The organism is Legionella sp. PC1000, assembly GCF_014109805.1.
In the GTDB taxonomy this organism is placed as follows: domain Bacteria; phylum Pseudomonadota; class Gammaproteobacteria; order Legionellales; family Legionellaceae; genus Legionella; species Legionella resiliens.
The window spans coordinates 673,397-690,091 of sequence record NZ_CP059400.1; the positions used below are offsets into that span (position 1 = coordinate 673,397).

Sequence of the window (16,695 nt, forward strand, 5' to 3'; positions counted from 1 at the left end):
TTAATAAACAAATTGCCTATAGGGCTGGTTAAACGTTAAGTCCTTCACCACGATGATATTGAAACGATAACCTGGGCGAACATTGATGGTGGGAGACACATTTAGGTTTTTCGAAACCAGTTGCGAAGTGACTTCGCCCAATTGTTGCCCCAAAGCCTGACTCATGACGCTGCCCGCTGTGGGCTGGGCATAACCGAATTGGTTTGATTGATTGGTATTTTGGCTATAAGTAATCCCAGCAATAATGCCTGACATTAAAAGTGCTGAACCATAAATTCGTCCATAATGATGATCTACCTGATCACGAAATCCGGCATATCCAGCACTATCAGCGCCAGGCATAGAGCCAATATCCAGGGCCTTACTATCTGGAAAAACCAGACGTTGCCATGCGACTAATACAGAGTTCTGACCAAAAGGGACATCACTGGAATAAAGCCCCAATATCTTGGTACCTTGAGGTATTAAAAGATATTTTCCGGTAGCGGTGTCATATACGTTTTGTGAGACCTGAGCTATGATTTGGCCTGGTAATTCTGAGGAAATGCCACTAATCATTACCCCTGGAATTACACTACCAGCTCTTAATTCGTATCTGCTGTTTGGGCTCTGAAGTGTTGAATTTAAATGCCAGCGCATTTCATTTTCTTCACCACCTAAAGTTTGTGGCATGGGTTTGGCTTGCCTTCCTTGTAATAATGCAAGCTGCTCTTTAAACGCTAATGAGGGGTCGATGTTTAATGCCATCTCATTGCTATTCATGGACGTTTTGGTTGTGTCGCGATTATTCAATCGTAGGTTATCGACCATTACGGATGTCTTAGCTTTGACTGCCTCCTCAAATTCTTGAGTTTTTTCCTGACGAATGCGCTCGATTTCAGCTTCAGATACATCTTGTGTCAGAGTATCTTCTTTACGTGGAAGTTGTTCAGGAATGAGCAAAGGGGTTTTTTCACTGTCAGCTATCGCGACACTCTGGGGCGGAATTACTGCTGATTTATGGTTTCCTACCACGTCATTGGCAAGGCTCATGGTATTTTTCTTTGAGTTTTTAACCTTCACTATTTCTGGTGGCTGGTTTTGCGCATTAGCTCGTTTATTGGCAACCAATGCGATGAGCACCACAAAAAGAGTTAGAATACCAATTGCAATCATGAGTGGTATATTATTCACTCGTTTTACACCTGTGGTTTGAAGCTTTTGGGGTGAATTGTCTGGTGACAAATAATCATTATTTTGATTCATAGCTCTTACTCCTTATGAGTCCATGCGCTGACAGGGATGATATTTTCATGGCTTTTTGCATACACACGGCTCAATGTTTGCATTCCCACAAAAAGGCTTATTCGATAGCTTTGAGGTTTAAGCTCATCAAGCACGTAGAAAAAATTAGCTTTATTCCTAGGGCATCGATTTTCATTGATGCCATAACCCTTTTTTCTCAGGTTTTGAATAAGACTTAAGCCAAAGCCATCGTTGACTGCCTGACCAATACAAAATGTATTTTGAGCAGGTGGATAGACTCGCGTTAATTGAGTGGCTGCATCTGCCGCCAGATAAGCATCGCGGCCCACAGACATTTGAGTGAAATTGCCATAACGCATGCTGGCACAGCTTGATAACAAGACGGCAGCCAATAAAACACTTAATTTTTTCATCTTCAGCACCTTGTAATCGTAATTTTTTCTTGAGAGGAACCGCTGCCAATAACTAAGATGGCTTTATCAAAAACCCCATCTACGATGTAACGACAACCCTGGAGACGATAATTGACCATGACTGACTCTGATTTTTTAAATAACCCTCGACTTCTTAAAACCAGCAGCGCAGGCGCTTCACTTTGAGCCATGGTTGTTGGCATCTCAATAATCGTTTTGACACCATTGTTATAAACTCTAACTGGCTTAAATCGGGCATTGCCTTGAATTCGATAATTGAAGTTAAGGGAGCCAAGATATTCATTGGTTTCAGGTAAGGTATCTACTTTTCTTCTTTCAGCCTGAATGCGTTGTAGTAACTGCCATTTTGCTTTGGCTTCATCAGGATAAGTAAACGAAATGTAAGGCATAAATTCGGTTCTATCTGACTTTAATCTAAAGTGATATGTTCTTCTGTCTGTGGTGACTACCAAAGAAGAATCAAGCCCTACATCTTTAGGTTTTATTAGCAGATGGATTTGTTGCATAGCCCCAGACCCTGTGAGAGATGGTTCAACAACAAAGCGTGGGTCACCGACATTCATGTCGTTAAACTGCTCACCTGGTTGAAGGGCAATATCACACACTTGTAAAGGGGCACAAACTACTCTGATTTGCCCTGAACCATAAATAAAACTGACTGAACCATCGCTTGATGCAAAGGGTATACTTGTTTTTTCTCCTTGTTGTGTACGCTCTGCAATATCTAAACCTTGTTTTTCCTGACTCGATAGTTTGGGTACAGTATCCGAAAAATAATGCTCGGCCAGAATCGTGTTATCCAATGCAAAACTGGTGAGCGGTGTTAATAAACAAAATAGCTGCATTATTCTTTTCATTGCTGTTCTCCATGCTTTAATTCGTATGACCAGTTAAAATCACGCACATAAATCAGGTGGGGATTTTTTAAAATAGACTCACTGGTGGCATCGTTGATTTCATTCTCTTGATACAGAGCAATCATCGCTTTCATCATGCGAGGCTTTTCTTTGAGTGAACCATCACGATTTCTAATGGTTTCAATCCAAGCTACTTGCCAGGTCTCATCAGATTCTTTAAGCACTGAACGAATGTCTATGCTCACAATTTCAAAGGCAGCTCTTTCAAAGGGATTAGATTGCTGTTTGTCGCTGTAGAATTCTTGAACCTTGGCAAGGGCTGCATCATTGGCATTTAAATAGGAATACACTTGAAAAACAGCTTTCTTTTGTAGTTCTACATCAAGGCTTACCATGCGTATGTTTTCAATAAAATGGGCAGCTGCAGCACGATAATCATCAATGCTTGCCTCACCAACTCTATCAGCACGAGTAACCGATAAGGTATTGCCATTGGCATCTTGTTGAAACACCAAAGGGATAAACTTAGACTGACTACCTATTGCGATGAGTCCACCAACTGCCGCTAATGCGATTAAGAGGCTACTTAAACCCACTAATTGCCAAACTTGGAGTGATTTCATAAGTCCTGCGGTATGAACATTCCATGCCCGTCGGGCATTAAGGTAAGGGTTATTCGTTACAATTTTTTTCATGCTGCTTCTCCGTATTGATTCATGCGAATACCTTTTTCTGAAAGCCATTGAGAGACCCATGTATCCCCATGCTTAAACTCCAGTTGCTTCATTCTTGCTATAGAATCGGGATCAGTTGCTCCAACAAACGCCAGGACGTAAGGTCCTAATGCCAGTTGATAAAGACGCTGACCTTTTTCACTGACATAGTAGTAATCCCGTTTTGGTTGAGCTGCTGCAATGATGTCAATCTGGCGTGGATTTAAACCCATGCGCTCATAAATGAGGCGGGTTTCTGGATCTCTTGCATACAGATTTGGTAAAAAGATTTTGGTGGCGGTTGATTCAACAATAATATCCAGGATTCCAGAGTTGGCTGCATGTGATAAATGTTGGGTTGCCATAAACACCACACAGTTTTTCTTAGCCATGGAATCAAGCCATTCAGCAATCTTGTTTTTAAACACTGGATGAGCCAGCATCAACCATGCTTCATCAAGCAAGATTAGGGTAGGGCGACCATCTAACGAGGTTTCAATACGCCTAAAGAGATAGAGCAATACCGGTAATGCAAATTTCTCACCTAGACCCATTAAATGTTCGATTTCGAATGTCATAAAAGAGGACAAGCCTAAACCATCACTTTCAGCATCTACTAAATGGCCCATCAATCCATCAATGGTGTATTGCTTTAATGTCTCTCTAATAGGCTCATCTTGAATAGTCATGACAAATTCAGATACGGTTTTAGATCCACTTTGATGCATGCTTAAAATGGCATGGCCGATTTCATTGCGCTGAGCTGGTGTGGTATTCAAACCATTCAAAGCTAAAATCGTGTCAATCCACTCCATAGCCCAAGCTCTATCTGCTTTAGTTTCTAAGAACTGTAAGGGTGCAAAGGCAAGACGAGAGTCTTTATCAGCAATGGCGAAATGTTCCCCACCTGTTGCCTTACAGGTTGGATACATAGACATGCCCTTATCAAAAGAATAAATACGTGCATCTTTATAACGACGCCAGGACAATGCCAACAAACCAAGATGAGTTGACTTACCAGAGCGTGTGGGCCCAAACATAATGCCATGCCCTAAATCTCTCACATGAAGATTCAAACGAAATGGCGCATTGCCGCTGGTGACGCAGTGCATCAAAGGTGGTGAAAGTGGTGGGAACAGTGGACAGGGAGCTTTATTTTCTCCGGTCCAAATGCTGGATGTAGGTAACAAGTCCGCCAGATTCATGGTATTCATCAGCGGTCTTCTGATGTTTTCAACGCCATGGCCTGGCAGGCTGCCCATATAGGCATCCATGGTATTAATGGTTTCTGTTCGTGCGCTAAACCCTAATGCATTGATATTCTTTTCGATGAATAGGGCTGCTTTCTCAACGTTCGCTCTATCCTCGTTCATTAACACCACAACTGATGTATAGTAACCCTGACCCACCATTCCTGAATTGGTTTCAGCAATGGCTGCTTGCGCATCATTAACCATGCCGAGCGCGTCTTCATCAACGACACCCGAGTTGGTATTAAACATTTGGTCAAAAAAGCCTCTGACCTTTTGTTTCCATTTTTTACGGAATTTAGTGAAATGAGCTACAGCTTCATGGGGATCCATGAATATAAAGCGAGAGTTCCAGCGATATTCCACGGGCAGTTGAGTTAACAGTGTTAAAATACCGGGGTAAGACTCCATGGGGAATCCTTCAATAGCAACACACTGAATGAAATTTCGGCCAATTTTAGGTGTAATCCCTGGAGTTAATTCCTGACCGCCAATTAAAGCATCCAGATAAATTGGATTTTTAGGCAGATTCACTGGGTGGTTAATTCCTGTGACACAATATTGAATATGCCTTAGAAAATTATCCTGAGTGACTTTATTGTTTTCATTGATGAATATTTCTGAGCCTAACCTTTCGAGTTGAAGTGCAGCACTCATACGAGACTCAAAGTTTCTGCACGATTGCTTGAAGGTTTCAATCAGTTGATGGGTTTTAGCTTTGTGGTTTAATTTTTCCCCTGAATCATCAAACATCAATTCTATAAAACGCTTTTGTGCCAATACAGGTGGATACCAGGTGAGTGTGATAACAAAATAACCTTCATACAATGCTCCTATACTTTCAAAGTATTGCCGTCTTTCTTCATCAACAGCCTTTGATACAGGATCTGGGAAGTATGAAGCACTCTGCTCACTGTAACCTGGAGCTGCACGTCTTATGGCATCGACATGAATCATCCAACCATTACCCAATGAGGACATTGCCTGATTGATTCGAAAAGCTATCATTTCACGGGCTTCATCTGTAGTGTTGGCTATGTCTTCCCCTTGATACAACCAGGCTGCCATAAAAGAGCCATTTTTACCTACAATCACACCATCATCGACTACTGCTGCGTAATTCAGTAAATCTACCAGTCCAGCTGTATGACTTCGATGTCTTCTGACATGGTGCTTACGGTTTTTTATTTGAGTGGCGTGAAACAATGTACCTAACAACAAAAGCCCAGTAATACTGATTAAAAAGGTAATGAATCCAATCATAGATAACTCCCTTTATTATTACGAAAAGGGGTAGAACGTGCTGGATAATAAGCCTGATAGCCTCTTTGTCTCAGATAGACTGCTCTCATATAAGGATCAGCTTTTGCCATGAGCCTTAGACCTTTTAGGGATAAAAACCAAAGGGCAAAGCCAAAAAGTGCAGCAAGCCAATCTTGAGCTGCGAATATCAAGATTGCTGAGAGTAAACCTGAAAACATAACCAGCTCGCGGTCACCACCCATGAAAAGGCTTGGGCGGTTACCACATCTGCGTATAGGAATGGTGCGGAGGCTCATAGCTGCGACTCCATAGCGCTCGTTAAAACTGAGGGTTTAGCAATTTCGGCTCCCTTGCCTGTTATCGCTGTCATGGTATTTTGTGCTGCAACCAGGAATGAAAGCACCAACACAATAAAGAGAAGGGTTCGCAAAAAACCATTCATTTCACCACCAAATATCAGCGTGGCTCCTGCACCAACCAAACCAATAATGGCAGCAGTAAAGGCAAATGGACCGGTAATGGATTTTTGTATTTTGGTGAGATAGGAATCAAAAGGTAAACCTCCACCTGCACTGGAAGCACATGCAGGATCGGTTATAAACAGAAGCAATAAAACAATCGCTCCCATCATCCATATACTTCGATAATTTATATTGACTGCTTGGTTCATACCTATTCTCCTTAAATAAGTTGTTCGATGTTGTAATGACCGTTTTCATATCCTTTAACCGATATGATTTCTTCAACTCTGCGTCCTTGCGGGGTTCTTGCGATATGCACCACACAATGAACTGTCTCACCTATCAAAGGTTCTATTTCAGTAGGCGCTGCGGGGTTACGGGTAATAAGTGATTTCAAACGATGAAGTCCTGCAAGGCAGTTATTGGCATGCAAAGTAGCAGCACCGCCCTCATGGCCCGTATTCCAGGCATCAAGTAAATCCAGCGCTTCACTGCCTCTAACTTCACCAACAAGGATTCGGTCTGGCCTCATCCTAAGCGTGGTTTTCAAAAGCTGGGTCATATTGACATCAATGGTGGTGTGATATTGAACGCAGTTCTCAGCAGCACATTGAATTTCACCAGTATCTTCAATGATGAAGACACGCTCGGCTGGTGAGCTACAAACCATTTCATTGATAATGGCGTTAACTAAAGTAGTTTTACCAGAACCTGTACCACCAATGACGAGAATGTTTCGATGTGCGATAACAGTCTTCTTAATCACCGCACATTGTGCTTCAGTCATAATTCCTGATTTTACATAGTCATCCAGTGTAAAAACCGAAATGGCCTTTTTACGAATCGCAAAGGTTGGTTTTGATACCACTGGTGGCAGCTGCCCTGCAAAACGTGAACCATCCAGTGGCAGCTCACCTTCCAGTATCGGATTAAAACGGGTTACTTCCTTGCCATGAAAGCCTGCAACAGTTTTAATGATGGATTCAGCACGCGCGTCATTGATACTACCTATACAACGCATGGTTTCTCCAAGTCTTTCCTGCCAAAGTTTGCCATCTGCATTGAGCATGATTTCAATGGTTTTAGGATCACTTAGCGCTTGTTCAATCGTGCCACCCAAGTCACGCCTTAGCTTTTCACGGGCGCGGTCTTTAACTGTGCTTCCTTGTTCTTCTTGTGCATTCATACGATATAATCCTCGATTACTGATGCTTTTAAGCTGACTTCAATCCGTTTTTGAATTTGCTAATTAAACGATCAACAATGCTTTCCTTATTGGAGGAAGAGTCGCTGAACCATTGATCTTTTTGGCGTTCCCGATAAATGCGTCTTTGAATTTCATCACGGTGAACCGGGATTGATTGAGGGGCATCGAAGGCTAGACGAACCTCACCATCTCGATAACCCACCACAGTGCAGTAAACTTCCTCACTGATAACAACTGATTCACCAACTTTTCTTGTTAAAACCAACATAATGCGTCTCCTTTAAGTTATTTAAATAAATAGGCCTTACACTGCCTGATATTCTCTTCAACCACTTCTTTGCTGGCTGGTTGATATTTTTCTGATGTGACATAAAAAGCACTTCGTCTTTTGATATCACGACAAAAGCCAATCATTTGCGGCAGGGTAGGAGGCATTTCGCAATGATCGCGGCAATCAATAATGACCTGATTCAAAATCTCATCACTGAATTGACCTAATCCTTCCAACCACTCTTTCTTGGCAAATTCCAAAAAACCATCACTCTTAAACTGACTTCGCCACAAATGTCCGTAGTAAACTGCAAATCGGGTAAACAAGTTTTCAATACATTTTTTTCTACTGTCGGTAGCATTGCAGGTTGATGACGTTTGACTGCTTGTATTCGCTTTCATCGGTGATTGCTGCGTCTCCTGTTTCTGGGTTCCAGAATGGATCAGTGGCTCCGCTCTTAGTATTTGTGCCGCGCTTCTCATTCCTTTTCTCCTGCGTTAATTCGATTTTGACTTCATCTTCCCAACATTTTTGAGACAACCAGTTGGCTGGAAATTTCCATGCTGGAGTCCACTCACCATGCGCTTCTTTCGCTTTACGGGCTTTAATTTGCTGATCAAGGGCTTGCAGCATGCTTTGCAGCAAAAGCTCATCTGGATTGATTTGTGTAAAGATTTCAAAGGCACGTTCACGTGACTTTTTTTCGGGGTACATACGCCAGAAATGGTCGAAGCGTTGTAATAAATAAATATAATTATTTTCTTTTATTAGAGGTGTGTCGGCTTTTAGGATTTCATCTGTGTCGGCTTTTTCCCATACACCTTCGGAATACCCTGTATTTACAGGGAGTTTTGCATGTGCTTTTATGTCGGCTTGCTGTGTCGGGTTTGTGCCGGGTTTATTTTGGACACAATAACTGATATCCGCTAAAAGGCATTTTAAAATAAGATGTTTATCGAAAGATTGAATGACAATAAGCCCTGATCGTTCAAGACCTTTTATAGCTCGGCGAATTTGCTGACGGCTAGGACTTCCTGACTCAGTAATGCCTTGATGCGGTTCAATATAAAGTGCCTCAGCCAGCGATTGATAACTAATACGTCGTTTAATCCCTACTATGAAAGTATTGCGATCCATGTAAGGTCGAATACCTCTTAAGTAGGTTATTTGCTGGATATATGAAAGCCCACAGAGCGCATCCAATTCATTGTCATTCACTGTAAAGTACATAAATAGTCCGTTATTCCTTAACTAAAAGTCTTAGCACCCTAGGAAACTTGTGGTACCATTTTGAGAACTTAAGGCGTAAAATAGCTCTAAATGAGCTTAACTACTCAAAACGAGTAGTTTGTAAATCTCAAAATAACACAAATTGAGTTATAGTCAATATATAAATGGATTAATTTATTAACCAAACACCGTGGAATAGGTATGAACATCAAAGAGAAAATCGGCCAAAGAATCATGAATGAAAGAAAGGCCAAAGGATTGACGAGAAAAGCATTGGCTGAGTTGACCAGTGAACTGAAAATTTCACGTATTAATAATTATGAAAGAGGGGACCGCACCCCTGGTCCAACAGAAATTAAACTGCTCGCTGACGCTCTGGAGGTTTCTGCCTCTTATTTGATGTGTTTAACCGATAACCGTGAAGGGAAGATGACAAAATCTCTTGGAATGGGGGCATTGATTCCAGTCTTAGATTACAAACAAGCAATTGATGCAGCTGCTTTTATACAGAAAATCAAAGATAATGTTGATTCTAAAGTTGAGTTTATTCCTGTCAGCACAGCAGTCAGTGAAAACATTGGAAAAAATGCTTTTGCACTCCAGATTAAGGATGAAAGCATGGTTCCAGAGTTTAGAATTAATGATGTCATCATTGTAGATCCTGATACAAGTCCTAAGCCTGGTGATTTTGTAGTGGCCTTGATTGAAGGGGAGCAGGAAGTTATTATTCGCAAATATAAGCAATTATCGGCTTCTAAAGAAGCGCGGGAATATGAGTTAATTGCTCTTAATGAGGACTGGGCTGACATTCGTATTGGTTCTAACGAAATACAAGCCCAGATTATTGGATGTGGGGTTAGTTTAGCTCGAGAGTTGAGAAGTTAAGTTTGTTGAAAAAGTAAAGTCTTTCAAAATTACATAAATACATAACCAACATACGTAATGCGCTTGTCCTGATTTTAATTCTTCGATGCTGGATAATCCATGGCAGATTTTGTTTCGATAATTTCCAAATCGTTTATCCAATAATAAAAAATAAAGATTGCAATAAATATCGTGGCCATATGTGCTTAATATATATTCAGAAATGATTTCATTATTAAACATTTGATTTAAAGTGATTTGTTCCAGATTATTTTCATTGGTCATATTGGATATCTGTATAGAATTTTTGCCTAATATAAATCTAAGGTGCGATTCTAATTGAGGAATAATTAGATGTATTGCTATTTCTATTTTGCCTTGAAATAAATACTTTATTGCATCAAAGGTTAATTCCAGAATATCAGCAGAGATCAAGGATTTATTATTTCTTATTAGCTTGTCTTTGAGCATAAAAAACATTGAATCCCATTGAAGATTAAATGGGTTGTAACTATTGTTTTTTAGCATTTCTCCAAACAAGGATATATTTGCTTTATGTAGAAGTAATATGTGATTTATTTCATCGTCATTGAATCTGATGTGATGTGGTTTTTTATCAAATGTTAAATTACCATTTTCATTGGAATGTGCAACGTGGACTGTTTGGATTAATCCTCCTGGCATGTTTAGATAATCAATAAGATTTAGGCCTTCAAGCTGACGGAAAATTTTACTAATATAGTACTCAATGTCAGTAAAAAGACTGTTGCTCCAAGTAAAAGGCATACTTGGAATTTGTATCGAAAATCGTTGAAATGTCATATTGTCTGGTAATTTATTATACTCTTGCTTTCTTTTATTAATTTCTATCCTCAAATTATTTTTTATTGATTTTTCAATATTTAATTCATTGATTTCTTGAGTTGCAGAAATTAATTGTTCAAACGCTAAAGGATATTGCCCTTTTTCTGCATATTGGTCTGATATATTAACTCGATATTTTATCTTATTTATTTTGATTAATACTTGTTTATCTTTGTCTTTTGTAATCATTAAAGATAAATCATAATATTTGATAGTCAAATTTGGATTGATTCTTTCATCTAGTAAAATTTTATTAGTTTTATTTAGTATATAATCTGCCTTATTACTATCTATCCAGCTTAAAGCTATCAGCAGGTGGTATCTTAGGCCGACTGAGATTTTTATGTCTTCAATTTTTTCTATCAGAATAGATTTGAGTTCATCAAAAAAATCTTCTTCCTTGAAGATGTTATTTAAATAAACACAAATGTAAGCTGATCTTAAAATGATTTTGGCGGATTCCCTGTCATCTAGCTGTTTTGACTGGATGATGTAATTTTTTACAGCCATTTCGGCTATTTTTCTTTGGTTTATGTTTAAATTTCTACTTTTATTATAGATGCACCATAGTAAATCATTGATTCTTGCTGAGAGAGCGTAATGATTGGGATCTAATTGATTACTAATATTTTGTAACATTGAAATTTCGTCATCTGAAAATACTGAGTTTAAGAAATCAGGTAGATTTGTATCTTTCTTTAAAAATGCTATTGGTTTAAGTAAAGGTTTCGATCTGGGCTTAGTATCTTCAAGATCAATATACCAAAACAATATTTTTTGTATTAGTTTGATTTCATCTTCATTAAGTGATAACAAATTGTTTGCTAGCATATCTTTATAGCTATCAACATAGCTATAAAAGCAATTTTTCTTACTCTTATGGGTAATTGCTATAAGATTGGTACATATATTTTCTACGTTCAGTTCAATAGTAGATATTTCATTCATTTTTTATAATTTCTAATAAGTTCATTAAATGTATCCTCGCTAAAAAGCGTCTCACTTCTCGGATTAATCCTATTTTTTTTCGCAGTTCTGTTTGATTTATCGTACAGCATAAATTAAATCCATGAATTATTAGGATGAGCCAATAACTTCCATCAGTCTCGAAAAGCTATCCACCACATCATATTTCACTCTGTTTTCATTTAGATTCTTATTTAAGCAATAAAAAAACCTTCTGGCGCATTCGATTTTATGCTGTTCAATTTCCCGCAGTTGCAGTGAAGACATGGTGCCTTTGGTTTCAGCAACAAAATAAATGTGTTTGACAGCCCCCTCTTTAAATGCGATCGCCCAGTCCGGGTTATAATCACCTACTGGAGTTGGTATGGAAAAACCTCTCGGTAATTTTGCATAAACCACAACCTCAGAGCTTGTATCTAACTCTTCAACAAAGTTTCTTTCTATATCTGAATCTGTAATAACATAATCATAGATATGACTACGCAAGGTTGTTCCAGCAAGACTGAAATCCTCCTTGATTTGAGCGCCAGTAAAAATATCCAAACCATGTTTGTCATTTAAAGTATCGTATGCGAGATGCTCAATGACCTGGGATGCTTTTTGCTCGTTGATTATCCTTGATGTTTGGCTGATAAATTCTTCAGGGTTTTGTTTAAACTTAGCAAAAGTTTTCTGATCTATCTTAGATAAGATCGTGGCAATTGTCTTTCGGGTTAATTGGGTGTTATCAACCACGCTCCCAACCAAATCGTAGCGAACCTTTGATTCGATATCTCTGTTTTCATAATGTGATGATGTTTCTTTAAGAATAAAACCTTTTTGCTGTTTTAATTCATCGGTACTGTATGTGTCTAGCTGCTCTCCAGTTTGAATTGTATAGGATAAGGGGCTCACCTTTAGATTTTTATCCAGTTCAGCCACACATTTTTGGACAAGCTCATTTGAATCAAAATGTACATTGTACGCTACTTTTTGATTTATTCTATTCCAGAGCTCTTTGAATTCTTTTTTGTGAAAATTTTCGTTTAACGGATTAATTTTAAACCTACGATCGTTGACGATAGAGGGTAGTGCATCGCTATATACCCCTTTAATTAATTCAACGACCTGATCAACGATGACACTTAGTGACTCAGGAAACTCTACTAATTTGCCACACTCCAAATCATCATGAAATTTTTGAGTAATGATATCATCGGTATCAATATAATCATGCTTAATTAAATAGTGATAAATATCCTTGGCTTCAGAAAGAGATAATTCGTGTTGTTGATTATTTTGTATAATCACTTTACCAGTAAAATAATCAATATCTGCCTTCCTTGCTCTTTCTGTTAATGACGCGCTGATATCTTTTTGTAATTCACTCACAAATTCTTTATAGCTTTCACTTGCAATCACAGTGAGTATATTGGTTTGGTGAACTGTTGAAGGATTGTCTTGGCGTTCACCATGCTGGTTGACTGATAATCTGAGGCCTCTACCAACCTCTTGTCTACGAGATATCTGGTTGTCACTATGTTTTAAAGCACAAATGACAAAAACATTGGGGTTATCCCAACCTTCTCTTAAAGCCGAATGCGAAAATATAAAACGAACAGGTTCTTCAAATGATAACAACCTTTCTTTATCTTTAAGTATCAAATCGTAAGCATCGACATCATCAGTTTCCTTGTCACGGTTTGTTTTGGAATTAATATACTGTTTGGTTTTTTTATCAATAGAAAAATAACCATTATGCATTCTATTGACATCATGTTGTTTAAGGTATTTCTGGTATTCATGTTTGTCAGACAAATCAATATTGTTAAGACAGGCTTCATATTCTTCAGTAAACATTTTGGCATATTCACCATTAGCCTGACCATGTTGATCATATTGGCGATATTTGGCTACTTCATCGATAAAAAATAAGGATAGCACTTTAATGCCTTGATAAAACAAAGCTTGTTCTTTCTCAAAATGAGCTCTAATTGCTTCTCTTATTTGTATGCGACGTAAGGTGCTTTCGTCGACATTTCCAATTGCTACTCCGACATCTAGCTCTATTCCATTAGTAAATATGACTTTCCCAATGTGGCCATTAAATTCTGCATTGATCTCACTAATCACGTAACCTGCATACTCTGGAAGACCGTTAGAATGGTCGAATAAATTATCACCTTTTTTGAGTTTTTTAATGATACGTTTGATAAGGCCTGTTTTTTGTTTTACTTCAAATTCAATTCTTGCTATGGGAGCTGACGTTGATAGTTCAATTGACTCAAGATACAAATAGGCATTGGTTCCACTCAATCCATTTACGGTAATACCTCTAACGGATATTTTCTTAACTAGTTTTTGATTATAAGCGTCTAAAGCATCAAGACGGTATATTTTATTATGTGTGGTTTTATGGGTAGCAGAATATCGCAAAACCATTAAGGCGTTGAATTTTTCTAAGGAGTTTAATGTTTTTCCACCTTCCATTTTTTGTGGCTCATCTAATATTAAAATAGGGCGGTTTGCTTTGATAACATCAATGGGTCTTCTGCTTTGAAAATCATCCAGTTCTTCATATATACGACGGTTATCTTTACCTGTTGCATTAAACGCCTGCACATTGATAACCATCACATTAATCCCTGCATCGGAGGAAAAACTTTCTATATTGTGAAGCTCCTTGGAATTGTAGATAAAAAACTTTGCTTTTTTACTATATTGTTCAAGAAAATGCTCGCTGGTAACCTGTAAACTTTTATATACACCTTCACGAATAGCAATACTTGGTACGATAATGATAAACTTAGACCAGCCATACTGCTTGTACATTTCAAAGATCGTTTTAATGTAGCAATAAGTTTTACCTGTTCCAGTTTCCATTTCTATATCAAGATTTACCGGCGCAATTGCATTTTTACTAAGGTGTGCCGATACTGGGATATTTTGCTTTTTTTGTATCGCTTGGATATTCTTTAAAATTTGAGCTTCATCGATATCTAAATCAGCGTTTTTAAAACCAGACTCATCAAACATATCCATTTGGCTATTGGATTGAATGCCAGGATCGACTCGATACATAATTCCTTCATGTCTTTTCTGGCCTTTAAAACACTCGAGCACTGCATAAACTGCTTCTGCCTGATAAGCTTGATGTTTAAATTTTAACTTCATCATTTAACTTAAAATCCTTAAATGGTTTTAACCTCAGTATGCGGAGATAGCTGTTTAAATATTTGCGCCACATTGATTTTTACACTGTCTGAAGCAAAACCTGCATCTCGGAATACGACTCTGATAGGGCTATATTGAGTTAGCTCTTTGACGAATTCTTCTGTGATTTTTCCGTTGCTATCAAAGCAAGCAACCAAAGCATCTTCATCGACAAAAAACACTTCATGATTGTGGATGGTTTTTTTTGTGATTGGCAGGGTTAAATCAACACCCCAGTCAAGTAGAATTTGGAATAGTAAATCTTCTGATGTTCGATCGGGCTTTACATTATCAGTGTGTTGCGTTAAGAGGTCTTGGTCAACAGTGTTAATGGTGTAAAACACATCTGCCATACTACTAGAGTCGATTTTCAAGACTCGGAATCCTACGTCTAGTTCGTCAATGCCTTCTTTATCTTTATGTTCTGTCTTGATCCTTTTTCCGACACGGCGTATTCGTTCTTTACCGATTTCAGCAATATTTGAATATCCTAATTTGTAAGCTTCCGACTTAAATTCACAACGTTCAGGAAGTTGGATCATTATAAATTGTCGTTTTCCCTTATCTTCTGCATTCAATTGTAAAACAGCATCAGCTGTTGAGGATGAACCTGAAAAAAAATCTAAAATCAGTGCCTCTTTATCTTCACTACAAGCAATTTGAATTAACTGATATATCAGTTTAGATGGTTTTGGAAAACTAAATATTTGTGCACTTCCAAATAATTCGATTATCTCATTGGTTCCATGCTGAGTATAAATATTATCAATTAATGAAAATGGTTTTCCTTGCCTAATAGTACCATTTTCATCTTGTAAATATTGCTTTGTATGAACACTCCAATCACCATTTTTATCCTTTAAAAAGGCTAACTCATTATTGCTTAAAGCAATTTCAACTCGTTCTTTACTCCAAAGCCATTGTCTTTTAGGAGAAACCTTTGAACCATCCGGAGCTTGTATTTCAAAAACTAAATTTGCTCTATCACCCATACTTTTTGTAGCTTCTAATGGATGAGTTCGGTAAGGTCCCCTTATAGAATAATTTTCATCCTTTAATTTGTAATATCTCTGAATTGATTCATCGGTTAAAGGAATAAATAAATTATCCAATTTCTCAATATTCTTTGCATAAACCAATACATATTCATGGACTGTAATTAAAAATTTTTCCTTAGCACCTCCGCCATATCTTTTTTTCCAAATAATACAATCTACAAAGTTATCCTCGCCAAATAATTCATCCAAAACTCGGCGAATATTTACTATCTCGTTATCGTCAATAGAAATAAATATTAACCCTTTGTCATTTAATAAATTTCTAGCCAATTTTAATCTTGAATAAAGCATTGACAACCAGCACGAGTGAAATCTTCCATGCGTATTAGTATTAGGGATAAGCCTATTACCTTCCTCGTCTATCTGGCTAGATTTTATAAGATAACTAAGAGAGGTTTCTGAAAAATCATCATTATAAACAAAATCATTTCCAGTATTATAAGGCGGATCAATATAAATCATTTTTACCTTTTCTAAATACGTTTCCTGTAGCAGTTTTAACGCATCAAGATTATCACCCTCAACAAACAAATTCTGAGTGTTATCAAAGTCAACACTTTCCTCTCGGCATGGACGAAGCGTCTTTGCTATAGGTGAGTTAGCATTTAATAATGCCTGACGTTTACCCGGCCAATTTAATTGATAACGCTCCTGAGGTCCTTCTACAATTTCTCGAGACAATTCCTGCCGTAGCAAATCAAAGTCAATTTTCTTTCTTAACCGTCCTTGCTCATCTGTCGCTTCAGTAATGCAATTAGGAAATAACGATGATATTTTTCCAATATTCTCTTCTGTAATATCTTTACTGTGCATCTTCAAA

Annotated in this window: 15 protein-coding genes; 1 reads left to right on the plus strand and 14 read right to left on the minus strand. The window is 38.0% G+C overall.

All coding sequences use genetic code 11. From position 1 onward, the window contains the following. From FOLKNPGA_RS02890 to FOLKNPGA_RS02940, 11 genes are read right to left on the minus strand one after another with little or no spacing between them, the layout of a single operon-like run. Window positions 1-1,245, minus strand: coding sequence for a TrbI/VirB10 family protein (locus FOLKNPGA_RS02890; RefSeq protein WP_182351673.1), 1,245 nt, complete (start codon window positions 1,243-1,245; stop codon window positions 1-3). Window positions 1,246-1,250: 5 nt separating this feature from the next. Further along, the gene (locus FOLKNPGA_RS02895) at window positions 1,251-1,658 is read right to left on the minus strand and encodes a conjugal transfer protein TrbH (protein WP_182351674.1); all 408 of its coding nucleotides are present in this window, start codon (window positions 1,656-1,658) and stop codon (window positions 1,251-1,253) included. Window positions 1,659-1,660: 2 nt separating this feature from the next. Beyond that, window positions 1,661-2,536, minus strand: coding sequence for a P-type conjugative transfer protein TrbG (gene trbG, locus FOLKNPGA_RS02900; protein ID WP_182351675.1), 876 nt, complete (start codon window positions 2,534-2,536; stop codon window positions 1,661-1,663). After that, entirely contained in the window at window positions 2,533-3,231 is a 699-nt protein-coding gene (locus FOLKNPGA_RS02905; RefSeq protein ID WP_255466046.1) for a conjugal transfer protein TrbF, read from the minus strand. The genes trbG and FOLKNPGA_RS02905 overlap by 4 nt, the downstream gene beginning before the upstream one ends. Next, on the minus strand, window positions 3,228-5,762 hold the full coding sequence (locus FOLKNPGA_RS02910) for a conjugal transfer protein TrbE (protein ID WP_182351677.1): 2,535 nt from the start codon (window positions 5,760-5,762) through the stop codon (window positions 3,228-3,230). Before FOLKNPGA_RS02910 ends, FOLKNPGA_RS02905 begins: the two co-directional genes overlap by 4 nt. Then, window positions 5,759-6,058: a conjugal transfer protein TrbD gene (locus FOLKNPGA_RS02915; RefSeq protein WP_182351678.1), complete on the minus strand. Its 300-nt coding sequence runs from the start codon at window positions 6,056-6,058 to the stop codon at window positions 5,759-5,761. The genes FOLKNPGA_RS02910 and FOLKNPGA_RS02915 overlap by 4 nt, the downstream gene beginning before the upstream one ends. After that, window positions 6,055-6,432 carry a TrbC/VirB2 family protein gene (locus FOLKNPGA_RS02920; RefSeq protein WP_015444274.1) on the minus strand — a complete coding sequence of 126 codons (378 nt, stop codon included), beginning with the start codon at window positions 6,430-6,432 and terminating at the stop codon, window positions 6,055-6,057. Before FOLKNPGA_RS02920 ends, FOLKNPGA_RS02915 begins: the two co-directional genes overlap by 4 nt. An 11-nt stretch (window positions 6,433-6,443) precedes the next feature. Beyond that, window positions 6,444-7,409 (minus strand): P-type conjugative transfer ATPase TrbB, encoded by a 966-nt coding sequence (trbB, locus tag FOLKNPGA_RS02925; RefSeq protein WP_182351679.1) that lies wholly within the window; start codon window positions 7,407-7,409, stop codon window positions 6,444-6,446. Between the two features lie 28 nt (window positions 7,410-7,437). Next, window positions 7,438-7,698, minus strand: a complete 261-nt coding sequence (gene csrA / locus FOLKNPGA_RS02930; RefSeq protein ID WP_027265149.1) for a carbon storage regulator CsrA — start codon at window positions 7,696-7,698, stop codon at window positions 7,438-7,440. A gap of 17 nt (window positions 7,699-7,715) precedes the next feature. Then, window positions 7,716-8,027, minus strand: coding sequence for a Vir protein (locus FOLKNPGA_RS02935; RefSeq protein ID WP_182352739.1), 312 nt, complete (start codon window positions 8,025-8,027; stop codon window positions 7,716-7,718). 19 nt (window positions 8,028-8,046) lie between these two features. Beyond that, window positions 8,047-8,931, minus strand: coding sequence for a hypothetical protein (locus tag FOLKNPGA_RS02940; RefSeq protein ID WP_182351680.1), 885 nt, complete (start codon window positions 8,929-8,931; stop codon window positions 8,047-8,049). Between the two features lie 201 nt (window positions 8,932-9,132). On the opposite strand from FOLKNPGA_RS02940, the gene FOLKNPGA_RS02945 reads away from it, so the two are divergent. Then, window positions 9,133-9,816 carry a S24 family peptidase gene (locus FOLKNPGA_RS02945; protein WP_182351681.1) on the plus strand — a complete coding sequence of 228 codons (684 nt, stop codon included), beginning with the start codon at window positions 9,133-9,135 and terminating at the stop codon, window positions 9,814-9,816. Here the strand turns inward: FOLKNPGA_RS02945 and FOLKNPGA_RS02950 are convergent. From FOLKNPGA_RS02950 to FOLKNPGA_RS02960, 3 genes are all read right to left on the minus strand, one after another. Continuing rightward, entirely contained in the window at window positions 9,793-11,607 is a 1,815-nt protein-coding gene (locus FOLKNPGA_RS02950; protein ID WP_182351682.1) for a DUF4209 domain-containing protein, read from the minus strand. The two genes, FOLKNPGA_RS02945 and FOLKNPGA_RS02950, sit on opposite strands and share 24 nt — an antisense overlap. Before the next feature lie 129 nt (window positions 11,608-11,736). Then, on the minus strand, window positions 11,737-14,781 hold the full coding sequence (locus tag FOLKNPGA_RS02955; RefSeq protein WP_220471048.1) for a type III restriction-modification system endonuclease: 3,045 nt from the start codon (window positions 14,779-14,781) through the stop codon (window positions 11,737-11,739). A 14-nt stretch (window positions 14,782-14,795) separates the two neighbouring features. Then, complete coding sequence (locus tag FOLKNPGA_RS02960) at window positions 14,796-16,688, minus strand: site-specific DNA-methyltransferase (protein WP_220471049.1); 1,893 nt, start codon at window positions 16,686-16,688, stop codon at window positions 14,796-14,798. Window positions 16,689-16,695: the final 7 nt, after the last annotated feature.